We start from the raw sequence: 21,628 nt of genomic DNA, 5'->3' as shown, positions 1-21,628 counted from the left end.
CCACCGGCACGGCGAACCTGAGAGGACTCCGCATGACCCGCGACCAGTACACCTTCGCCGACCCGCGCTCGCTCTACCCGACGATCAGCCCCGAGGTGCAGCACCAGGACGAGCCCGGCCTGCAGTCGCAGATGACGCCCGTACCCGACCTCGGCGAAGAGACGTACCGCGGCACCGGACGCCTGACCGGCCGCAAGGCCCTGATCACCGGAGCGGACTCGGGCATCGGTGCCGCCGTCGCGATCGCCTACGCCCGTGAAGGCGCCGACATCGCCCTGAACTACCTGCCGAGCGAGCAGTCCGACGCCGACCACGTGATCGCGCTGATCGAGGCCGCGGGCCAGAAGGCCGTGGCGATCCCCGGCGACCTGACCAGCGCCTCCTTCTGTCGTGAACTCGTCGAGAAGGCGGTCGACGGACTCGGCGGCCTCGACGCCGTCGTCAACGTCGCCGGCAAGCAGGTCTGGCACGAGGACATCGCCGACATCACCGACGAACAGTTCGACCTGACCTTCCGCACCAACGTCTACGCCCCGTTCTGGATCGTCAAGGCCGCCGTGCCGCACCTGGCCCCCGGATCGACGATCATCAACACCGCCTCGGCCGAGGCCCACACGCCTGCCCCCGACCGTCTCGACTACGCGGCCACCAAGGGGGCGGTCAACAACCTGTCGAAGGGCATGGCGCAGCAGCTCATCTCGAAGGGCATCCGCGTCAACGTCGTCGCGCCCGGCCCGACCTGGACCGTGCTGCAGGTGACCGACGGCGTCGACCCCGAGTCGCTGCCCGAGTTCGGCTCGAGCGAGGCTCCGCTCGGCCGCGCCGGTCAGCCCGCCGAGCAGGCGCCCGCCTACGTGTTCCTCGCGTCGGCCGAGTCGAGCTTCGTCGCCGGCGAGACGCTCAACGTGAACGGTGGCATGGTCTCGCCGTAGCGCCGCTCCGCCCGATCGAGAGGTGACGAGGAGGCGCGGGTCGGCTGCACCGAGCCTCCTCGGCTCCCGACGGGTCAGGCGGGCAACGCCGCCGCGAGGTACGGCGCGGTGCGACTGCCCGCGGCCCCGGCCACCTGCTCGGGCGTGCCTGCGGCGAGCACGCGCCCGCCGGCGTCCCCTCCCCCGGGGCCGAGATCGATCACGTGGTCGGCAGCCGCCACCACGCCCATGTGGTGCTCGACCACGACGACCGTGTTGCCCGCGTCGACCAAGAGCTGCAGTTGCGCCACGAGCAGTTCGACGTCGGCCGGGTGCAACCCCGTGGTCGGTTCGTCGAGCAGGTAGAGGGTGTGACCCGTGCGCGCCCGCTGCAACTCGGTCGCCAACTTGATGCGCTGCGCCTCACCGCCCGAGAGCTCGGTGGCCGGCTGGCCCAGTCGCAGGTACCCGAGCCCGACCTGCCGCAGCGTCTCGAGCGCCCGGGAGGCGCTGGCCACCTCCCCGAGGAACGTCGCCGCCTCGTCGACGGTCATCGCGAGCACGTCCGCCACGGTCGCGCCGTGCCAGGTGACCTCGAGCGTCTCGTCGTTGTAGCGGGCCCCGTGGCACTCGGGGCAGGGCGAGTAGCTGCCCGGCAGGAAGAGCAACTCGACCGAGACGAACCCCTCGCCCTGGCAGACCTCGCAGCGGCCTCCGGTGACGTTGAACGAGAAACGTCCGGCGCCGTATCCCCGGGCCCGAGCCTCGTCGGTGGCGGCGAAGGTCTGGCGCACCGCGTCGAACAGACCCGTGTAGGTCGCGAGGTTGGAGCGCGGGGTCCGACCGATCGGCTTCTGGTCGACCTGCACCACGCGGTCGACCCGCTCGTGCCCGGTCGCCGTCTCGGCCAGCACACCGCCGACGAGCGTGGACTTGCCCGAGCCCGACACCCCCGTGACCGCGGTCAGCACCCCGAGCGGCAGGTCGACGTCGACTCCGTCGAGGTTGTTCCGGGTGACGCCGCGCAACTCGAGGGTGGCCGCCGGTTCACGGCGGAGGGCCGGCCCGCCCTGGGCAGGACCGGTGACGGAGGGGTCGAGGAAGCGCCTCGTGACGGAGTCGGCGACCCCGGCGAGCCCGGCGACGGGCCCGCTGTAGAGCACCGCGCCTCCGTGGCTGCCGGCCCCCGGGCCGACGTCGACGATCCAGTCGGCGCGCCGCACGATGCTCATGTCGTGCTCGACGACGAAGACCGAGTTGCCGCTCGCCCGCAACCGTTCGAGCACCTCGACGAGGGATTCGGCGTCGGCGGGGTGCAGGCCGGCACTCGGCTCGTCGAGCACGTAGACGACGCCGAACAGGCCCGAGCGCAGCTGCGTCGCGATGCGCAGCCGCTGCATCTCGCCCGGTGACAGGGTCGGGGTCGCGCGACCGAGGCTGAGGTAGCCGAGCCCGAGGTCGTCGAGCACGGTCGTGCGGGCCAACAGGTCGGCGGCGATGCGGACGGCGACCTCGGTGACCTCGCCCGATGACGCGTTCGACACCGCGGCCGACGCGCTCGTCAGGGTCGCCGTCGGCCGCAGGACGTCGCCCAGATCGGCGATCGGCAGAGCGTTCAGCTCGGCGATCGTGCGCCCCGCGAAGGTCACCGCGAGCGCCGCCCGGGTCAGGCCGCTGCCGCCGCAGAGCGAGCACGGTCCGCTCTCGACGTACTGCAGCACCTTGGTGCGCTGGGTCTCGCTCTGCGAGTCGGCGAGGGTGTGCATCACGAAGGCGCGGGCGCTCCAGAAGCGACCCTTGTACGGCTTCGCGACCCGGTCGCGCTGCGGGTTCACCTCGACGACGGGCTGCTCGTCGGTGTACAGCAGCCAGTCACGGTCGGCCTGCGGTAGCTCGCGCCAGGGGCGGTCGATGTCGTAGCCGAGGACGCTCGTGACGTCGCGGAGGTTCTTGCCCTGCCAGGCTCCGGGCCAGGCGGTGATCGCCCCGTCGCGGATGCTCAGCGAGGGGTCGTGGACGGCCGACGACTCGGTCACCTCGTGGGCGATGCCGAGCCCGTGGCAGCGCGGGCAGGCTCCGGCGACGGTGTTCGGCGAGAACGAGTCGGACTCGAGGCGGTCGGCCCCGGCGGGGTAGCTGCCGGCCCGCGAATAGAGCATCCGCATCGAGTTCGACAGGGTGGTCAGGGTGCCGACCGTCGACCGCGAGCTCGGGGCGCCGCGACGCTGCTGCAGGGCGACGGCCGGGGGCAGACCCGTGATCTCGTCGACGTGCGGGGCGCCACCCTGGGCGATCAGACGGCGCGCGTAGGGCGCGACCGACTCGAAGAAGCGGCGCTGCGCCTCGGCGAAGATCGTGCCGAAGGCCAGCGAGGACTTGCCCGAGCCCGAGACGCCGGTGAAGGCGACGATGCTGTCCCGCGGGACGTCGACGTCGACGGCGCGCAGGTTGTTCTCGCGGGCGCCGCGCACGCGGACGAACCCGCGGGAGTGGACGTCGGTCGCGGGCGTGGGCACGTCAGGAGGTGCGGTGTCGGGCATCCGGTCGATGCTACGGGTGCGCGGCGACGTCGGCCCGCGCCCCCTCGTCCCGACGGGGTGCGGCGAGTGTCGGTGGCCCGTCGTATCGTGTGCGCGTGCCCGAGCCGATCGCCGCCTGGTGGGCGCGACGCCGGACGTCGCGCGGCCTCGCCGTGCCCTACCCCGTGGGCAGCTACCGCGAGGCCTGGGCGTCGTACCCGGTGCTCGTGCGGCAGTACCGTCCCGAACACAACGGCGGCATCGTGCTCAGCCAGATCCCGCCCGCGGCCGACGTGTGGCTGTGCTGGCTCTGCGACGCGGGCCACGTGTTCGTCGCCACCCCCGACGAACAACGGCACCGGCCGGGTCGCGAGCGACGACGGTCGTCGTGGTGCCCCGAGTGCAGCGAGCTCGCGAAGCCGCGTGCGCTGCCGATGCGTCCACCGATGGCGCCGGCGGCGGTGGTCCGCGCGCGGGCCGCAGCCGTTCCGGGGCCGGCCGCCTGGTCCGACGTCGCCGCCGGCCCCAGCACCGGAGGTGCGGGGCCCGCAGCCACGACACCCCCGCCCCGGCGTCGTCGCGCCGCGAGCACGGGCCTCCCGTCGACGACGCCGCGGGTGGACGCGCCCCCTGCGCCCGAGCCCGGCGGCGCGGAACGGCCCACCCGCGCCTCCCGGCCGACCGGCGCCTCCCAGCCGACCGGCGCCTCCCAGCCGACCGGCGCCTCCCTGCCTGACCGCGTCGCCCGGCCGACCCGCGCGTCCCGGCCGACCCGCGCCTCCCGGCCGGTGTGCGACAAGACGCCGACACTGCCGTCCGGCACCCCCTTCGTCAGCGCGTGTGCGCCGAAGCCGGCGTCGGCGGTCGAGGCCGAGCTGCGGGCCGAGCTGACCGCCCGGCTCGAGTTCGAGCCCGGTCTGAACGCCGTCCGCGTGGGGCGTCCGTTCTTCGACCACGTCGAGGTGTGGCCCGACATCGTGCTCGCCGAACTGCGGGTCGCGATCGAGTACGACTCCACGGGGCGGCACGGGCTCGAACACGTGGGGCACCGCGAGACCGCCGACCGTCGCAAGGACGCAGCCCTCCGTGCCGCCGGATGGCAGGTCGTGCGGCTGCGCACCGGCAAGCTGCCCCCGCTCGGGCCTCACGACCTGCAGCTCTCCGGGCTGACCCGGCAGACGGTGCCCCTGCTGCTCGACGAGCTGCGCGCCATCCGCGGCCCCCTGCTCGTCGACGCGTATCTCCGCCCCTGAACCCCGCCCGGGCCGGTGTCGCACCACGTCCTGAACGTCGCACCATGAAGATCGGCGGTGCGACGTTCAGGACGTGGTGCGATGCGGCAGGCCCGGGCTGCAGGCCCCGGGCGGGCCCCGGGCGGGCCCCGGGCGGGTCAGCCGCGCAGGGCGAGCGCCTCGCTGCGCCAGCGAGCGTAGCGCTGCCACGGGTCGTCGACGCCCTCGGCGAGCGCCGCCACATGGGCGTCGAGCTCGGTGCTGCGTGCGAACCACTCGGTGCGTCCGAATCGGGAGGCCGTGAACTGCCCGTGCCGCCGCCGTTCGACCAGGCGGTCGCCCCGCTCGAAGGCGAGCAGCTCGTCGTGCCAGAGCGTGCCCAGGCGCTGCCGGGGATTCGACGACGTGCCGATCTTGATGCGGTCGTCGAACCGGATGTAGTAGACGACGTCCACTCGCACGACCCCCAGGTCGCCGTCGGGCACGTCGCCGTGACGCCACTCGCAGACGGCGCAGAGCCACCCCGACGGCCAGTGCGCGCCGAGCCGAGACCCGCACGCGAGACACGGTGACGGCAGCAGGTCGGTCACGCCCTCGCCCGAGCCCTCGAGCGAGGCCACCCAGTCGGCGGCGAGCGCGAGGTGTCGGTCGCAGAGCGGCACCGGCGAGGACGGGTCCACCGGTCGACCGCAGGAGTCGTCTGCCAGCCGACCCGCGCCTCCTCGGCAGCCGTCGGGTCGGGGTGTCGGTCGGGTCATCCCCGCAGGCTAGGTGCGGCCACCGACACCCGGTCGGCCTGCCGAGATGTCACGACGGGAGCAGTGCCCGGCCTGCTCAGCCCTGCTCGCGGTCGATGCGAAGACCCAGCGGGTGCGGGCCGAGAAGCAGCCAGACCGCGCCGGCGCCGACGGGGAAGAGGACGGCGGCGACCGTCCAGACCGTGCGCTCGAGTTGCGTCGTGTCGGATCGCCGCCGGACGGCACGCACGATGGCGACCACGATCACGAGGTACAGGACGGCCACGACGATCGCCGCCACGGCCGGACCCCAGTCACCCCACGCGCTCATGAGCCCAGCCTAGGGTGCCGCACCGTGCCCCCGTCAAGGGCCGCCGAGCCGGGCGAGCACCCGCACCCGCACCCGCACCCGCACCCGCACCCGCGAAGATGGACGCACGCACGACGACGTGACCCGAGGAGACCGCATGACCACGCAGACGCCTAGCACCCCGACCTTCCCCGCCTCGACGGCGGTCCCGCTCCGCGGCGGGCCGGCCCTGCGCTGGGGTGTGATCGGTCCGGGCGAGATCGCCGGGGACTTCACCGACGCCCTGCACGCGCACACCGATCAACGAGTGGTCGCCGTGGCCTCGCGCAGCCTCGGCCGGGCCGAGGCGTTCGCCCGCGCCCACGGCGTCGACACGGCTCACGGCGAGAAGGAGGCGCTGGTCGCCTCCCCGGACGTCGACGTCGTCTACGTGGCCACGCCCCACACCCGCCACCTGCCGGATGCCCTGACCGCGATCCGGGCCGGCAAGCACGTCCTGATCGAGAAGCCCATGGCGACCAGCACGGCCGAGGCCGACGAGATCGCCGCCGCGGCGAGCGCGGCCGGGGTCCTCGCGATGGAGGCCCTCTGGACGCGCTACCTGCCGCACACCACGGTCATCGCCGAGCTGGTCGCCACGGGCGCGATCGGCGACGTGCGGCTCGCGACCGCGGACGTCGCGTGGGCCAACGACCTCTCGGCCGGCGGACGCATGAGCGACCCGGCGCTCGGCGGCGGCGCGCTGCTCGACATCGGCGTCTACGCCTTCTGGTTCACCCAGTTCGCGACCGGCCACCCCGTCGAGTGGCACGCCACCGGCTCGACCCGGGCCGACGGCGTCGACCTCGACGCGGCCGTCGTCACCCGCACGGCCGACGGGGTGCTCGCCACCGCGGCGACGAGCCTGCTCACGACCTCCCCCGGACTCGGCACGATCGCCGGCACGACCGGGTCGATCCGCACCGTGCAGAACCTCGTCTTCCCCGCGACGTTCGAGCTGACCACCGGTGCCGGGTCAGCCGTCTGGAGCGATCCGTCCGTCCCGACCGGCCGCCGGGGCCTGGCCTATCAGGCGACGGCCCTCGCGTCCTACGTCGACGCCGGGCTCCGCGACTCGCCCCTGCACTCCCTGGCCGACTCGAGGTCGCTGCTCGCGACCATCGAGGCGACCCGCGCCTCCTTGACCGTGGTCTGAGGTGCGGTCGGGCGGGTCCGGGAGGCGCGGGTCAGCTCGCGACCGGAGGCACCGAGGCCACGGCGATGTCGTCGCCGTCGGCCGCGCGGATCTCGACCGACGCCACGTCGGGCCGGAGCACGGCGGCATTGAGCCGGCAGTCGACGGGCACGTCCGACCCGAGGAAAGCCCCGGATTCGTACTCGCGTCCGTCCTCGCCCACCACGACGACGGTGAACGCCGAGCCGGTGGGCAGGCCGTCGACGCTGAGCACGGTCTCGGTCCCCCAGGTGTGCGCCACGAGATCACCGACGAGGTCGACTCCGGCGGGTTGACCCACGAAGTCGACGTGCTCGACGGCCCCGAGGGTTCCGGCCGGACCGGCCACGACCGTGTCGCGGGGCGTCGCGAGCAGGGCTCCGCCTCCGGCCCCGATCGCCAGGCACGCGGCGGCCCCGACCGCGACGAGCAGCGGACGGCGTCCGCGGCCCGAGCGGGCCGCCGCGACACGCGGGCCGACGTGCGCGACCGGCACCGGGCCCGGGACGGTGGCGGACGTGTCGCCGGCGGCGTCGCTGGCGCCGTCGCGTCCGACGCTCTCGACGCGCTCGCGCAGCCCGTCGCTCGGGACGACCTCGTCCCAGCTCCCGAAGCCCGAGAGCCCCCTCGTGACCACCCCGAGCGATGCCAGTTCGGCATCGATCGACGGGTCGGCGGCACGCAGCGCGTCGAACTCGACGCGTTCGCTCGGCGAGAGGTCGTCCGCGAGCGCCGCGGCCATCAGTTCGTCGCGACGGGCGTCGGCACCCCCCTCGGGCGTGAGGTCAGTCATCGGTCGTCTCCTGGTCGTCGAGGTGGGTGCGCAGGGCGCGCAGCGCGTGGAAGACGCGGGTGCGCAGGGTCGCCACGGGGACGCCCGTGCGATCGGACACCTCGCGGTAGCTGAGCCCCTCGAGGTGGACGGCCACCACGGCCGCCCGGTGGTCCTCGCTGAGGCGGGCGAGGCCCTCGGCCACGCCCAGGCGCTCGAGCGGGTCGGCCACGCTCGCCACGGGTTCGGGTGCGTGGTCGTACGGTACGACCGACGGAGTGCGCGACCGGGCCCGGTGCACGTCGAGCACGACGCGGCGCTCGATCGCGAACAACCAGGTGCGGACGCTGCCGCGGTCGGGGTCGAACGAGTCCCGGGCCCGCCAGGCACGGACGAACGTCTCTTGCACGCAGTCCTCGGCGAGGGCGCGATCGTGCAGGGCGTTGACGGCGAAGCCGAGCAGGGCGGAGCCGTGCTGGACGAACGCGGACGGGACGTCGAGGCCGGGCGGCCGCTCGCTCATCGGGACGGGCCTCCACGGGCTCGAGTCGGGTGCCACCGGTGACACCACCGGTGCGTCGGACGTCAGGACGACCACCATCTGCTCGACCTCCCGTCAGCTTATCCGTGCCCCGCACGGGTCCTGCCGTGTGCGGCACGGACTCCGGAAGGGCATACGTCGGCCGCCCCCAGGACGTTCATCGACGAACCGGACGAGAAAGTTCGCCCCGTGATGAACGCACGGGCCCCGCTCGGCGTAGGCCCCTTCGAGCGGCGTCCGACCGGAGGCCGCCCCGACGAGAGGCATCACGACCATGTCGAAGAGAGCAGTCCGCAACCTCACCATCGGTGGTGCCGCCACCGCCGCGTTCACGTTGATCGCGACGCCCGCGTTCGCCGAGACCGAGGTGCCCGAGCCCTCCACCTTCACGAGCGCCTACACGGTCATGGCGACGCCCGACCAGGTGATCAACAACGACGGTGTCGCCACCGCGGGCGAGACCGGTGCGACCGGTACGTTCGACTTCCGGGTCAACAGCGACACCGAGGTCATCTGCTACGACATCACCCTGCGCGGCGTCACCGGCGACTACCAGAGCCCGGCCAAGACGGCGACGCACATCCACGAGGCGGCCCAGGGCCAGGCCGGCCCGCCGCGCATCGCGTTCCCGAACCCGGTCGACCGCGGTGACGGGACGCGCACGAGCAGCGGCTGCCTGCAGGGCCCGTTCACCACGGGTGTCATGAGCGCGGCGGGTGCCGACACGGGCACCGGCTTCAGCCTGAAGCAGCTCGAGGCGAACCCCGCCGGCTTCACGGGCGACTCGCACACGGCCTCGTTCGCGGCCGGTGTCGTCCGCGGCCAGCTGACCCAGGTACCCGTCGGCGGGGTCGACACCGGACTGGGAGGCGCGGCGGCGGACACCGGGACGGCCTCCGGTCTCGGCCTCGCGGCCGGCGGTGTCGGGGCCCTGGCCCTGCTCGGTGCGGGAGCGTACGTCCTGACCCGCCGTCACCGCACGACGCAGGCCTGACGTGCGGCGCTCCCTGCCCCCGCTGGTCGTCGTCGCCGTCGTGCTTGCCCTGACCGGGTGCGCGTCGCCCGGGCCGGTCGCGCCGACGCCGACGACGACCCCGGGGGCGGGGGCGACCGGGGCTCCGACGGCGACCGGCACCGCGCCTCCTGCGGTGGGTGAAGGCGCAGCTAAGGGCGTCGGCGAGGGGGTGGCCCCGGCCGCCGTCTCGGTGCCCGCGATCGGACTCGACGCCCCGTTGATCGACCTCGGCATCGCCGAGGACGGCGCCATGGAGGTGCCCTCCGACGCGGACGACGTCGGCTGGTTCACCGGCGGCGGCACACCCGGTGGGCGCGGACCGACCGTCATCGCGGCACACGTCGACTCGGCCTCGGGGCCGGCCGTGTTCGCGCGTCTCGACGAACTCGTCCTCGGCGACCGGGTCGACGTGACCACGGTCGACGGCGGTGTCGTCGGCTACGTCGTCACCGAGGTGGTGGACGTGCCCAAGGCCGAGTTCCCGACCACGCGCGTCTTCGGCGCCCAGCCGACCGACCAGCTGCGGTTGATCACCTGCGGTGGCGTCTTCGACCGCGCTTCCGGCCACTACGACCAGAACCGGGTCGTGTTCGCCGAGCCCGTCGCCTGACAGTCGTCCCAGGTCCTCAGGCCACTCTCGGACGCACGATTTCCGCACGTTCGAGAGAGGGGCCGATCCCGTGGCCGACCAGAAGAAGCTCAAGAAATCCGCCGCCAAGGCCTACGACAAGGCCGAGGACGCCGTCACCGACGCCCGGGCGGCCGTCGCCGAGGCCAAGCGCCGGGCGAAGAAGCTCGCCAAGAAGTCGCGCCCCTCGGTGAAACCGCTCGAGAACGCCCTCGACGACGCCGCGGCCGGGCTGAAGGACGCGAAGAAGACGGCCAAGGGCGCCGGCGAGGCCGCGACGGGCGCCTCGCCCACGCCCGCCGAGCCTCGCTCGATCTACACCCCGCCGCTGCCCGAGGTCGACGAGACCACCGTGCCGCGGCCCGACGGGCACGACGCCCACGTCGATCTGCACGCGCAGACCCTCGTCGCCCTGCGCGCCCTCGCCCGCACCAAGGGGGTCACGAACGTCTCGCGGTACACCAAGGCCGCCCTGATCGAGAAGATCGAGCAGGCCTGAGTCCGACACCTGACCCTGCTCGCCCCTGACCCTGCTCGCCGGACGGGGCGCTCGCGTCGCACCACCAGCTGAACGTCGCACCGCCAGATTCGGCGGTGCGACACGATGCCGGCAGCCAGACGGGGCGTCACTAGGGTGAGGACATGACGCGCGCTCAGCTGATGGTCCCGTACCGGTTCGTCTTCGCGGCGCTCGCGCTGATCGCGGTCGGTACGCAGTTCGCCGTCCACCTCGAGAACCACTTCGACGTCGTCAACTTCTTCTCGTACTTCACGAACCTCGGCAACCTGTTCGCCGTCGTCGTGTTCGTCGTGGGTGGTGTCCGGACGCTCCGGCGACGCCCCGGCAGCCGCGCCTGGGACACCGTGCGGCTGATCTCGGTCGTCGACATGATCTTCGTCGGCCTCGTCTTCAACCTGCTGCTGACCGAGGTGGCCGGAGGCGTCCTCCCTTGGGTCAACGTCGTCGTGCACATGGTGATGCCCGTCGCCGTGCTGGTCGACTGGATCGTGCTGCCGGTCGGGCGCCGCCTGCCCTGGTCGGCCGCTGCCGTCGGGCTCGTCGTGCCCGTGGTGTACAGCGTGTACACGCTCGTCCGGGGCGCGATCACCGCGTTCTACCCGTACCCCTTCTTCGACCCGGAGGCGCTGGGCGGCTACGGTCCCGTGGCGGTCTACATGGTGGTGCTGCTCGTGGCCCTCGTCGTGCTCTCGATCGCCCTGGTCGGCCTCGCACGCCTGGCCGGCCGCTTCTGGAAACAACGACCGTCACCTCGAGCACGGGCTCGTCGGCCACGCTGACCGTCCGGCGACCCCGACGACTCGCGGCGGAGGCGACCCCGTCCCCCGGACCGACCCGCCTCCGTCCCCCGGGCGACGCCCCCTCAGCAGCGCTCCCCTAGCCTGGCGGGATGGACCTCATCGGGTGGATCACCGACGTCGGCTCGTCGCTGCCGACCCCGCTCGTCTGGGCGTTGGGCGCGCTCTTCTCGTTCACCGAGTCGGGGTTGGGCCTGGGTGTCTTCGTGCCGGGCGAGACGATCGTGCTGCTGCTCGCCGCGACCTTCGACAGCCCGTGGCCGGCGGTCGCCTTCTTCGTCTCCGTGGCGATCGGCGGCTCGCTCGGTGACCACGTCGGCTACCTGCTGGGCCGCCGCTTCGGCACGGGGTTCCGTGACACCCGCATCATCCGCAAGATCGGCGTGGACAGCTGGGACCGTGCCGTCGCCGTCCTCGAGCGACGAGGGGCCGCTGCCGTCTTCCTCACGCGCCTCGTGCCCGTGGTCCGCACCCTCACCCCGGCGGCGGCCGGGGTCGCGAAGGTGCCCTACCGGTCGTTCCTGCCCGCGTCGTTCGGCGGGGCGCTGACCTGGGCAGCCGTCTACGTCGGCATCGGGTTCCTGCTGCGGTCGTCCCTCGAGGCCGCGCAGGAGTACCTCGGGCAGTTCTCGTCCTGGGCATTGATCGGGGCCGCCGTGATCGTGGCGATCGTCTTCGTCGTGCGACTCGTGCGTCGCCGTCGCGCCGCCGCGGCCGATGCCGCCTCGGGCGCATCCACCGGCGCCGTCGACGAGACCGTCGCGGCCGACGACCGGACGGCCGGCGCCGACGCAGCGCGCGCCGACACCTCGGACGAGGAGGCGCGGGCCGACGCCCGCGGGCCGGTCTCGTCCGTGGTCCACGCGGCCGGGCACGCCCTGGCCGATCCCGTCGTCGCCGGGGCCTCGGCCTCGGGCGAGTTCGTCGCCGAGCACCTGTCGTCCCGCCGGCTCGGCGCCCTGCGCCACCGCCTCTTCGAGGTGGACGACTGGCGGACCGTGCCGAACGCGATCACGGCCGCGCGCCTCCTGCTGTTGCCGGTCTTCGCCGGGCTGCTGATCGCCGAGCTCTGGTGGCCGGCCCTCGTCGTGATCGGGGTCGTGTTCGCGACCGACTGGCTCGACGGGTTCGTGGCCCGGCGCACCGACTCGGTCTCGGTGCTCGGGTCGTGGCTCGATCCCGTGGCCGACCGGCTGACCGTCGTCGTGGTCGCCGTGGCGTTCGCGACGGCCGACGTCTTCGGCTGGCAGGAGGCCGTGCTGCTGCTCGTGCCCGACGTGCTGCTCGCGATCGGCGCCGTCCTGGCGTTCCGCGGCGATCCCGCCGTGCCGGTGTGGTGGGCGGGCCGCCTCCGCACGGGCCTCTGCTTCGTCGGTCTCGCGGTGCTGCTGCTCGGCGTGGCGCTCGACGGGCCCGAGTGGACCGGCGTGATCGGCGTGGGGTACCTGGTCTTCCTGGTCGGCCTCGTCTTCCACTACGTCTCGGCCGTGCACTACGCGCGCGTGATGCTCGTCCGCTGGCAGCGCGCGATCGCCGAGCGCCCGGCCTGAGGCCGGAGGCGCCGACCGCGGCCGACCACGGGCCTCAGATGCCCGTCAGCAGCCGCACCCCGAGGGCGACCATCACGACGGCGATGACCCCGTCGAGCACCCGCCAGGCGCCCGGCTTCGCGAACAGCGGACGCAGGAGGCGCGCGCCGAACCCCAGCGCCGAGAACCATACGAGGCTGCCCGTGATCGCCCCGGCGGCGAACCACCAGCGCAGCTCGGGCGGCTGGTGGTTCGCGACCGAACCGAGGAAGACGACGGTGTCGAGGTAGGTGTGCGGGTTCAGCCAGGTGAACGCGAGGGCGCCGAGCACGGCCGGGACGATCCGGGCGGGTGCCGTCGGGGACGCGCCGTCGACGTCGACCGTCAAGGCGCCCGTCGGCCGGATCGCCCGTGTGGCGGCGAAGGCGCCGTAGACCAGCAAGAATCCCGCGCCGACGAGTTGCACCACGAGCACCGCCCGCGGGGCCGCCTCGACGAGAGCCCCGATTCCGGCCACCCCGGCGCTGATCAGCACGGCGTCGCTCACGGCGCAGACCACGACGACCGGCACGACGGCACGGGTCGCCGCCTGCAGCCCGACGCGCAGCACGTAGGCGTTCTGCGCGCCGATCGCGACGATCAGGGCGAGGCTCGTGCCGAAGCCGAAGAGGACGGCGGGCAGCACGGTCGCGAAGGTCATGTGGCCACGCTAGGACCGCCCGGGGGCATCGCACCAACTCATGTTCGTGATGCTGCATAAGCTCTGCTCATGACCAGGTTCGCACTTGATCAGCTCGACACCTTGCGCACGATCGTCGACGAGGGCACCTTCGAGGCGGCCGCGCGACGCCTGCACGTGACGCAGTCCGCGGTGTCGCAACGCATCAAGCAGCTCGAACGGGCGGCCGGACAGGTGTTGCTGCGCCGCTCCACCCCGGTCGAGACCACGGAGGCCGGCGACGTGTTGTTGCGTCATGCCCGGCAGATCGACCTGCTCACCTCGGACGCCCTCGCCCGGCTCGGCACCGGCCCACGCGACGAGGACGACACCGCGTCGAACGACCCCGCGCCCACGACCCTGCCGATCGCGGTCAACGCCGACTCGACCGCGACCTGGTTCCTCGACGCACTGGCCGCCGTCCCGCCGGCGGTCCGGGTCGTCTTCGACCTGCGTCGGGCCGACCAGCAGCACACGGCCGAGCTGCTGCGGTCGGGGGACGTGCTCGCCGCCGTCACCGCGACCCGGGAGCCCGTGCAGGGCTGCAGCTCAGAACCGCTCGGGGTCATGCGGTACCGAGCCGTCGCGAGCCCCGGTTTCGTCGACAGGTGGCTGGCCGGTGTTCCGCACGACCCCGAGACGCCCCGCCTCGGAAGGCTCGACCTCGCCCCCCTCGACCGCGCCCCGATGGTCGTCTTCGACCGGACCGACGCCCTGCAGCACGACTTCGTCCGGCGCCTCACCGGTCGCGAACCGCTCTCGCCCCGGCACCACGTGCCCGCGTCGGCCGACTTCGCCCGGGCCGTCGTCTTGGGGCTCGGTTGGGGCATGCTGCCCGAGGCCCAGGCCACCCCCGAACTCGACGCCGGCCGCTTGGTCGAACTGGCCCCCGACGACCCGGTCGACGTGCCACTCTTCTGGCAACGCTGGACCCTCGCCTCACCCCTGCTCGACGCCGTCACCGTGGCCGTCCGCACCACCGCCCGAAGAGCCCTGCACCCCTGAGGCCGCGCGCGTACGACGGCATCCACGCCGTGTCATCGTCACACCACGGCAGCCTGCAACACGTGCAGGATGACCACGCCGACGGGGCCGGCGAGGATGAAGTTGTTGACACCGTGCATGAGGAGCACGTGCCAGATGTTGCGGGTCCACAGGTAGGTCAGGTTCATCACCAGCCCCGCGGCGGCGAAGGACAGCGTCAGCAGCCACTCGCCACCGAAGTTGTCGATGTGGACCGCACCGAAGAGGACGGCGTTCGCGACGGTCAGGACGGCGGCGAACACGAATCGGTTCCACACGGGAAACTTCAGTAGCAGGGTGTGACGGAAGGTGAAGTCCTCGATCAGGGCGGTGACCATCGGGTTGAGCGACGTGAACAAGAGGACACCGAACGCCATCGACGGGACGGGCCCCTGGTCGTCACCGGGATCGAGGCCGCCGAGGGACCGCAGCGCACTACCCGACGAACTGATCGCGATCTGGAGCGCGACCATGCCCACGACGACGAGGCCGACACTGAGCCACGGCGCGGCCCAGAAGGCGCGCCAGTGCCGCGCGAGCAACGCACGGTTGGCGACGACGAGCACGACGAAGAGTGCGATCCGGAGGACGGTGTCCACGACCGTACCGACGGCGACGTCGTTCGTGATCATCGTGGTGAGCCACCCCGAGACGAAGATCGACGGCACCGCGAGCAGCGCCACCCAGTCTCTGGCCTGCCACCGGAAGCGGGTCGGTAGTTGCTCCGCCCGGACCCGATCGAGGAAGCCTGCGGGGCGCCCGGCGGATGCTGTCTGGTGTCCTGTCGCCTGATTGGTCATAGCAGTAGTATTTCACAATACTGGTATGTGATCGTCATACTAGAGAGTGATCCTCGTCCCGTCGTGACGGGGCCCAGGCCTGACCGGGGCCCCGGCATGACCCGGCGGACGGCAGGAGGCGCGGTGCCGACCGGCACCGCGCCTCCTGCCGTCGAGGGCTTCGCGCCCTACAGCGTCGCGAGCGCCTCGTTCAGCGTCTGCGACGGGCGCATCACGGCCTCGGTCTTGGCGGCGTCGGGGTGGTAGTAGCCCCCGATGTCGACCGCGGTGCCCTGGGGCTCGATCAGCTCGGCGACGATGGTCTCTTCCGACCCGCCGAGGGTGGCCGCCAGGCCGGCGAAGGCGGCGGCCAGCTCGGCGTCGTCGGTCTGGGCGGCGAGCTCGTCGGCCCAGTACTTCGCCAGGTAGAAGTGGCTGCCGCGGTTGTCGATCGAGCCGAGCTTGCGACCCGGCGACTTGTTCTCGTCGAGGAACGTGCCCGTGGCGCGGTCGAGCGTGTCGGCGAGGATCTGAGCCCGCGCGTTGTCGGTCGACGTCGCCAGGTGCTCGAAGCTGACGGCGAGGGCGAGGAATTCGCCCAGGCTGTCCCAGCGCAGGTAGTCCTGCTCGACGAGCTGCGACACGTGCTTCGGGGCCGAACCGCCGGCGCCGGTCTCGAACAGGCCGCCGCCGTTGATCAGCGGCACGACCGAGAGCATCTTGGCCGAGGTGCCGAGCTCCATGATGGGGAACAGGTCGGTCAGGTAGTCGCGCAGCACGTTGCCGGTGACCGAGATGGTGTCCTCGCCACGACGGATGCGCTCGAGCGAGAACGCCATCGCGTCCACGGGCGAGAGGATCTCGATCTGCAGGCCCTCGGTGTCGTGCTCGGCGAGGTAGCTGCGTACGAGCCCGATCAGGGTGGCGTCGTGGGCGCGGGTCTCGTCGAGCCAGAACACGGCGGGCGTCCGGCTGGCGCGCGCCCGCGTGACGGCGAGCTTGACCCAGTCGCGGATCGGCACGTCCTTCGTCTGGCAGGCGCGCCAGATGTCGCCCGTGGCGACCTCGTGCTCGATGAGCGTCTCGCCCGCCTGGTTCACGACGCGGACGGTTCCGTCGCCGGGCACCTCGAAGGTCTTGTCGTGCGAGCCGTACTCTTCGGCGGCCTGGGCCATCAGGCCGACGTTCGGCACCGAGCCCATGGTCGCCGGGTCGAAGGCGCCGTTCGCGCGGCAGTCGTCGAGAACGGCCTGGTAGATGCCGGCGTAGCTCGAGTCGGGGATGACCGCGAGGGTGTCGTGCTCGTCGCCGTCGGGGCCCCACATGTGACCCGAGGTGCGGATCATCGCCGGCATCGAGGCGTCGACGATGACGTCACTCGGTACGTGCAGGTTGGTGACGCCCTTGTCGGAGTCGACCATGGCGAGGTCGGGCCCGTCGGCGATCCCCTGGTCGAAGGCGGCCCGGATCTCGTCGCCGTTCGGCAGTGCCGCGAGGCCCTGCAGGATGCCGTTCAGACCGTTGGCCGGGTCGAGCCCGGCGGCCTCGAGGTCGGTGCCGTACCGCTCGAACACCCGCGGGAAGAACGCGCGGATCACGTGACCGAACAGGATGGGGTCGCTGATCTTCATCATCGTGGCCTTGAGGTGCACCGAGAACAGGACGCCCTCGGCCTCGGCCCGGGCGATCTGCGCGGCGAGGAACTCGTGGAGCGCGGCCACGTGCAGAACGGTGCCGTCGACGACCTCGCCGGCGAGCACGGGGATCGACTCGCGCAGCACCTGCGTCCGACCGTCGGCGCCCACGAACTCGATGCGCAGCGTGTCGTCGGCCGGGATGACCACGGTCTTCTCGTTCGACCGGAAGTCGTCGACGCCCATGGTCGCGACGTTCGTCTTCGAGTCCGCCGTCCAGGCACCCATGCGGTGCGGGTGCTTGCGGGCGTAGCTCTTGACCGAGAGCGGGGCGCGGCGGTCGCTGTTGCCCTCGCGCAGCACGGGGTTGACCGCACTGCCCTTGACCTTGTCGTACCGGGCCTTGACGTCGCGCTCGGCGTCGGTCGAGGGCGAGTCGGGGTACTCGGGCAGGTCGTAGCCCTGCGACTGCAGTTCTTTCACCGCGGCCTTGAGCTGCGGCATCGACGCCGAGATGTTCGGCAGCTTGATGATGTTGGCCTCAGGCGTCTTCGCCAGGGCCCCCAGCTCGGCCAGGGCGTCGCCCTGGCGCTGCTCGTCGGTGAGGCGCTCGGGGAACTGGCTGATGATGCGACCCGCCAGCGAGATGTCGCGGGTCTCGACGTCGACCCCCGCGGTCTTGGCGTAGGCCTGGATGATGGGCAGGAACGAGTAGGTCGCCAGCATGGGCGCCTCGTCGGTCAGCGTGTAGATGATCTTCGCCATGCGGCAGGTGCTCCCTCGTTGTCGGGCATGCGTGTGCTCGGTGGTGCTCTCCCTACGCTACCGCGCAGAGATCTCTCGACATGAAGATACATGGCGCGTCTGGGCGACCCCACCGAAGCCCGGAGGCGCAGGCCGCGAACGCAGGAGGCGCGGCCTGCCCCGGCCATCGGTGGGCAGCCTCGGTGATCGACATTTCACCCTTGATAGGTCATCTTTTTAACGTTAGCTTCACGCCTGACGGAACGGTTTCGTCAGAGGGAGGAAGCACGTGCTCATCAAGAGATTCGCGATCGCGGCCGCGGTCACCATCGTCCTGGCCGGGGGCACGATCGCGGCGGACGTCGCGACGGCACCCGAGGCACAGGCCGCCTGCTACGGCAGCGTCACCCGGTCGATGGGCAAGAACAATTCGTGCACCAGGGCACGACACTGGAACGCGATTCGTCAGTCGAACACCCGGTACGGCCCGTGGGTGACCCGTGGCAAGTGGTCGAAACAGGCGGCCTGCTGGGTGAACGTGGTGTCCTACGGGATGACGGCGCGGTGAGATCGACGGCTGTGGCGACGGCTGTGGCCGTCGCCGTGCTCGGCACCGTGGTCGGGTGTGCCGGCCCCCAGCCGACCGACTCCGCACGGCTCGACGCCGAGGCACAGGAGCACGCCGGCCCGTGGGCAGACGAATTCGCCATGGCGCTCGAGAAAAGCGAGAGCGACAGCGAACGAGAGATCCTGGCCGACGGGGTCGTCACGCCGACCGAACTCGAGCAGGCCCACGACGGGGTCCGCCGCTGTCTCGCCGATTCCGGTCTCTCGATCACTTACCGTCGCGAGGGCGGTTTCGACGTCGGCGGCCGAGACGGCGGGAGTCCCGGCATGCCCTTCGAACAGTCCAACGCCGCACTCGAAGCCTGCGAAACGAGATTCGACGCACAGGTGACCTTCCTGTTCGAGCAGACGCGACGAAACCCCGCTCGGCTCGACGAGGCGACGATCGAGGTCGAATGCCTCGTCACGGCCGGGGTGGTCGAGCCGAGCTACGGCCGGAAAGACTGGGAGGCCGACAACGAGACAGGCGACTTCCCGTTCGACCCAATGTCCGAAGCGGCCCAGGCCTGCGACAGGGACCCTCTCGGCCTCTGGTACGAGCGATGACGCCGATCCGGCGACCGACCGCGTCGCTGGTCGGACTCGTGGCCGCGACGGCGCTCGCGATCGGTGCCGGGGCGACCGTGCTGCTCCTCCCGCACGACCGACCGACCGCCCTGAGCTCACCCGCCGTCACCGCGGCGGTTCCGGTCGAGTCACGCGACGACGTCGACGAACGTCAAGTCCAGCTCGTACCGCGGACCGGGTCGGCACGCATGATCGTCTCGCCCCGACCGGGCGTCCTCACCGGGCTGTCCTGCTCGGCGGGGGGTGAGATCTCGAGCGGTGACGTCGTCGCCACCGTCGACGGCGCCCCCGTGGTCGCCCTCGCGACCGCGGTGCCCCTCTGGCGTGCGCTCGAGGCCGGTGACCGGGGCGACGACGTCCGTGGGTTGCAGAGTGAGTTGACCCGGTCGGGCGCGTCCATCAGCGTGGACGGCATTTTCGGCGCCGGCACGCAACGGGCCGTCCGCGCGTACTTGACCGCCCGAGGCGTGCCGATGGCGGCCACCGATCCGGTCCCGGTCGACGCCGTCGCATGGATTCCGGCCCCCAGGGTCCAGACAGAGGGCTGCCCGGGCGTGGTGGGGTCGCGGGTCGACAGCGGCGACGAGCTCGTCCGCCTCCCCGTCGAGTTGCAATCCATCCGACTCGACGAGCCGCCCCTCGACGCCTCTCCCGGCGATCGCGTGGTGAGCGTGGCCGACGTGACGGTCGGCATCACGCCCGAGGGGATGGTCACCGATCCTGCGGACCTTTCGCGTCTCGCCGCCACGCGCGAATACGCCGCATCGAGGGGACAAGAGACCCCGACCATCTCGGCGCGCTGGTCCCTCGCCGAACCCGTCCGGGTCTCGGTCGTGCCACCCGGCGCCCTCGTCGGCCTGCGTGACGGGACGGCGTGCCTACAGCCCGTCGACACCTCCGGCACCGCCCTGTCGCCCGTCCTCGTCGAGGTGGTCGGGTCGCAGTTGGGGCAATCCTTCGTCGTCCCGCCCGACGGCGTCTCGGTGTCGTCGGTCACGCCTCACCCCGACGGTGGCATCTCGTGCCGGTGACGCTGAACGGGGTCGGCCACGCGTTCGGTGACGGGCCTGCGCTGTTCACCGGTATCGACCGCACCCTCGAGGGCGGCACGGTCTGCGCCGTCGTGGGGCCGAGCGGGTCGGGCAAGTCCACGCTCATGGCGATCGTCGCCGGCATGCTGACACCACGCTTCGGCCAGGTCACACGCCCCGAGGGCACCCGGGTCGGCTGGGTGTTCCAGAACCCGCACGGCGTCCCCCGCCGAAGCGCCCTCGACCACGTCTCCTTGGCGTTCCTGGCGACCGGAGCGTCCCGACGCGACGCCGATCGCCGGGCGGAGGCCTTGCTGGCACGGTTCGAGCTGTCCCCTCGCGGTGGGGCCCGGTTCTCCGAGTTGTCCGGCGGCGAAGCGCAACGCTTGATGCTCGCTCGGGGGATCGCCGCCGGGCCCGACGTCCTGCTGGTCGACGAACCCACCGCGCAGTTGGACCGTCGGACGGCCGCCGAGGTCAACCGCGTCCTCGGTTCGCTCGCCGATCACGGCACCGCGGTGCTCGTCGCCACGCACGACGCCGCGACACGGGACGCCTGTGACGACGTGCTCGACCTCGGAGCGACACGGTGAAGGCCCGTGAGATCGCTCGCGAGGCCGTTCGCGACGTCGTCTCGGGCACCACGATGACACTGCTCTGGGTCGCACTGTTCGTCCTCGCGGTCGGCGGCGTCGCCGCCTCCCAGGCGGTGAGCCTTCGCTCCGCGGTGGACGAGGCCGACCGGTGGACGTCCAGCGGAGCAGCCACCCTGGTCGAATCCGCCGAGGGCCGCATCGACGGTCACGCCTGCGACTCCCTCGTCGCCCTGCCCACCGTCCGGGCCGCCGGCGCCATCCGGTCCTCGCCGACCGACCTGGTGGCCGCCGCGCTGCCGAGAGCCGGCGTCCCGACCCACGTCACGACGCCTGGCTTCGCCGCACTGCTCTCTCTCGACGGCACGGCCGACGGGCTCGGCCCGGTCGTCAGCGACGAGGCCGCGCGGGCCGTGGGCCTCACCGGTCCCGGCCTGCTCGCGACACCGGGCGGGACCGTGCCCGTGCAGGGGGTGTTCCGGTACCCCGACGACGGGCGTGATCCCTCGCTCGCCTACAGCGCGCTCTCCGTGACCCAGGTCGACGACGGGCCGTTCGACGCCTGCTGGGCGACGTCGTGGCCCGCTGACGACGAGGCCGTGGCCGCGCTCGGGCGGACGCTCCTGCCCGACTCCGGTGCCGAGACCTCGGCACACCCCACCCTTGGGCAGCTGAACAGCACGCTCGGGTCGACCTTCCGCCCCGGGCCCGTCGCTCTGGGCGGATGGGGCCCCGCGGTGGCGAGCGGACTCGGCCTCGCGTTGGGGGCGGCCTCGACCTGGCGGCGACGGAGCTCGCTCGCGTCCGACCGGCACATCGGGGTCTCGGTCCTCGCCCAGGCCGGCTCCCAGCTCGTCCAGGCGGCCGTCTGGACGACGGCGGCGACGCTCTGGACGGCCGCCCTGGTGCTGACGGTCACGGCAGGCCTCCGACCGGGCGACGCGGTTCCCATCGATCTCGACGCGGCCCGGACCGTCGCCCTCGGCGTGGTGGGTGTGATCATCGGTCTCGTCCTCGGCGTCGCATCCATCCGAGAGGCGTCCCTGCTCCGCTACGTGAGAGACAGGTGACGAACCGGACGTGGCTCCGGGCCCCACGTCGACGGGCGCCTCGGCAGGGCGACCCGAGACTGTCGGGCCTCAGCCGGACACGGTCCGGGCCGGGCGCCACATCGCGGCGGGCGTGCCG

22 protein-coding genes are annotated in these 21,628 nt (G+C 72.5%); 14 read left to right on the top strand and 8 right to left on the bottom strand.

Annotation, left to right across the window (positions count from 1 at the left end; translation table 11 throughout):
- Positions 1 to 32 precede the first annotated feature (32 nt).
- Complete coding sequence (locus HRF36_RS10130) at positions 33 to 932, top strand: SDR family oxidoreductase (RefSeq protein WP_173209407.1); 900 nt, start codon at positions 33 to 35, stop codon at positions 930 to 932.
- Between the two features lie 74 nt (positions 933 to 1,006).
- Here the strand turns inward: HRF36_RS10130 and HRF36_RS10125 are convergent, their stop codons facing one another.
- Positions 1,007 to 3,451, bottom strand: coding sequence for an excinuclease ABC subunit UvrA (locus tag HRF36_RS10125; RefSeq protein ID WP_173209405.1), 2,445 nt, complete (start codon positions 3,449 to 3,451; stop codon positions 1,007 to 1,009).
- Positions 3,452 to 3,546: 95 nt separating this feature from the next.
- Between HRF36_RS10125 and HRF36_RS10120 the strand changes: the two genes are divergently transcribed.
- Entirely contained in the window at positions 3,547 to 4,683 is a 1,137-nt protein-coding gene (locus HRF36_RS10120; RefSeq protein WP_173209403.1) for a hypothetical protein, read from the top strand.
- Between the two features lie 137 nt (positions 4,684 to 4,820).
- On the opposite strand, the gene HRF36_RS10115 is transcribed toward HRF36_RS10120, so the two are convergent.
- Complete coding sequence (locus HRF36_RS10115; RefSeq protein WP_254281173.1) at positions 4,821 to 5,420, bottom strand: GIY-YIG nuclease family protein; 600 nt, start codon at positions 5,418 to 5,420, stop codon at positions 4,821 to 4,823.
- Positions 5,421 to 5,496: 76 nt separating this feature from the next.
- Positions 5,497 to 5,730 carry a PLDc N-terminal domain-containing protein gene (locus tag HRF36_RS10110; protein WP_173209402.1) on the bottom strand — a complete coding sequence of 78 codons (234 nt, stop codon included), beginning with the start codon at positions 5,728 to 5,730 and terminating at the stop codon, positions 5,497 to 5,499.
- Positions 5,731 to 5,866: 136 nt separating this feature from the next.
- Between HRF36_RS10110 and HRF36_RS10105 the strand changes: the two genes are divergently transcribed.
- Positions 5,867 to 6,904 carry a Gfo/Idh/MocA family protein gene (locus HRF36_RS10105; RefSeq protein ID WP_173209400.1) on the top strand — a complete coding sequence of 346 codons (1,038 nt, stop codon included), beginning with the start codon at positions 5,867 to 5,869 and terminating at the stop codon, positions 6,902 to 6,904.
- A 31-nt stretch (positions 6,905 to 6,935) separates the two neighbouring features.
- Here the strand turns inward: HRF36_RS10105 and HRF36_RS10100 are convergent, their stop codons facing one another.
- Positions 6,936 to 7,715, bottom strand: a complete 780-nt coding sequence (locus tag HRF36_RS10100) for a hypothetical protein (RefSeq protein ID WP_173209398.1) — start codon at positions 7,713 to 7,715, stop codon at positions 6,936 to 6,938.
- On the bottom strand, positions 7,708 to 8,217 hold the full coding sequence (locus HRF36_RS10095; RefSeq protein WP_173210035.1) for an RNA polymerase sigma factor: 510 nt from the start codon (positions 8,215 to 8,217) through the stop codon (positions 7,708 to 7,710). Before HRF36_RS10095 ends, HRF36_RS10100 begins: the two co-directional genes overlap by 8 nt.
- A gap of 292 nt (positions 8,218 to 8,509) precedes the next feature.
- Between HRF36_RS10095 and HRF36_RS10090 the strand changes: the two genes are divergently transcribed.
- The 5 genes from HRF36_RS10090 (at position 8,510) to HRF36_RS10070 (ending at position 12,745) form a co-directional block, all read left to right on the top strand.
- A complete protein-coding gene (locus HRF36_RS10090; protein ID WP_173209396.1) occupies positions 8,510 to 9,229 on the top strand; it encodes a CHRD domain-containing protein in 720 nt (239 codons plus the stop codon).
- A gap of 1 nt (position 9,230) precedes the next feature.
- Positions 9,231 to 9,860 carry a class F sortase gene (locus HRF36_RS10085; RefSeq protein WP_371740106.1) on the top strand — a complete coding sequence of 210 codons (630 nt, stop codon included), beginning with the start codon at positions 9,231 to 9,233 and terminating at the stop codon, positions 9,858 to 9,860.
- 70 nt (positions 9,861 to 9,930) lie between these two features.
- The gene (locus HRF36_RS16315) at positions 9,931 to 10,377 is read left to right on the top strand and encodes a Rho termination factor N-terminal domain-containing protein (RefSeq protein WP_173209394.1); all 447 of its coding nucleotides are present in this window, start codon (positions 9,931 to 9,933) and stop codon (positions 10,375 to 10,377) included.
- A gap of 143 nt (positions 10,378 to 10,520) precedes the next feature.
- A complete protein-coding gene (locus tag HRF36_RS10075; RefSeq protein WP_173209392.1) occupies positions 10,521 to 11,177 on the top strand; it encodes a Pr6Pr family membrane protein in 657 nt (218 codons plus the stop codon).
- Between the two features lie 110 nt (positions 11,178 to 11,287).
- Positions 11,288 to 12,745, top strand: a complete 1,458-nt coding sequence (locus tag HRF36_RS10070) for a CDP-alcohol phosphatidyltransferase family protein (RefSeq protein WP_173209390.1) — start codon at positions 11,288 to 11,290, stop codon at positions 12,743 to 12,745.
- A 34-nt stretch (positions 12,746 to 12,779) separates the two neighbouring features.
- Here HRF36_RS10070 and HRF36_RS10065 read toward each other — a convergent pair whose 3' ends face one another.
- Entirely contained in the window at positions 12,780 to 13,424 is a 645-nt protein-coding gene (locus tag HRF36_RS10065) for a LysE/ArgO family amino acid transporter (RefSeq protein WP_173209388.1), read from the bottom strand.
- A gap of 69 nt (positions 13,425 to 13,493) precedes the next feature.
- Here HRF36_RS10065 and HRF36_RS10060 point away from each other — a divergent pair, with 69 nt between their 5' ends.
- Entirely contained in the window at positions 13,494 to 14,447 is a 954-nt protein-coding gene (locus HRF36_RS10060; protein ID WP_173209386.1) for a LysR family transcriptional regulator ArgP, read from the top strand.
- 38 nt (positions 14,448 to 14,485) lie between these two features.
- Here HRF36_RS10060 and HRF36_RS10055 read toward each other — a convergent pair whose 3' ends face one another.
- Both HRF36_RS10055 and HRF36_RS10050 read right to left on the bottom strand, forming a co-directional pair.
- Positions 14,486 to 15,265, bottom strand: a complete 780-nt coding sequence (locus tag HRF36_RS10055; protein ID WP_173209384.1) for a CPBP family intramembrane glutamic endopeptidase — start codon at positions 15,263 to 15,265, stop codon at positions 14,486 to 14,488.
- Positions 15,266 to 15,432: 167 nt separating this feature from the next.
- Positions 15,433 to 17,643 (bottom strand): NADP-dependent isocitrate dehydrogenase, encoded by a 2,211-nt coding sequence (locus tag HRF36_RS10050; RefSeq protein ID WP_173209382.1) that lies wholly within the window; start codon positions 17,641 to 17,643, stop codon positions 15,433 to 15,435.
- Between the two features lie 268 nt (positions 17,644 to 17,911).
- Between HRF36_RS10050 and HRF36_RS10045 the strand changes: the two genes are divergently transcribed.
- The 5 genes from HRF36_RS10045 to HRF36_RS10025 are packed head-to-tail and all read left to right on the top strand — an operon-like array spanning position 17,912 to position 21,510.
- On the top strand, positions 17,912 to 18,190 hold the full coding sequence (locus HRF36_RS10045; RefSeq protein WP_173209380.1) for a hypothetical protein: 279 nt from the start codon (positions 17,912 to 17,914) through the stop codon (positions 18,188 to 18,190).
- Complete coding sequence (locus tag HRF36_RS10040) at positions 18,187 to 18,795, top strand: hypothetical protein (RefSeq protein WP_217271109.1); 609 nt, start codon at positions 18,187 to 18,189, stop codon at positions 18,793 to 18,795. The genes HRF36_RS10045 and HRF36_RS10040 overlap by 4 nt, the downstream gene beginning before the upstream one ends.
- Entirely contained in the window at positions 18,792 to 19,847 is a 1,056-nt protein-coding gene (locus HRF36_RS10035; protein ID WP_173209376.1) for a peptidoglycan-binding protein, read from the top strand. Before HRF36_RS10040 ends, HRF36_RS10035 begins: the two co-directional genes overlap by 4 nt.
- A complete protein-coding gene (locus HRF36_RS10030) occupies positions 19,838 to 20,440 on the top strand; it encodes an ABC transporter ATP-binding protein (RefSeq protein ID WP_173209374.1) in 603 nt (200 codons plus the stop codon). Before HRF36_RS10035 ends, HRF36_RS10030 begins: the two co-directional genes overlap by 10 nt.
- Positions 20,437 to 21,510 carry a hypothetical protein gene (locus HRF36_RS10025; RefSeq protein ID WP_173209372.1) on the top strand — a complete coding sequence of 358 codons (1,074 nt, stop codon included), beginning with the start codon at positions 20,437 to 20,439 and terminating at the stop codon, positions 21,508 to 21,510. Before HRF36_RS10030 ends, HRF36_RS10025 begins: the two co-directional genes overlap by 4 nt.
- The last annotated feature ends 118 nt before the right edge of the window (positions 21,511 to 21,628 follow it).

It is taken from the genome of Frigoribacterium sp. VKM Ac-2836 (genome assembly GCF_013248995.1).
Taxonomy (GTDB): Bacteria; Actinomycetota; Actinomycetes; order Actinomycetales; family Microbacteriaceae; genus Frigoribacterium.
The sequence above is the reverse complement of the archived record's forward strand: the minus strand, read 5'-3'. Positions and strand labels throughout refer to the sequence as shown.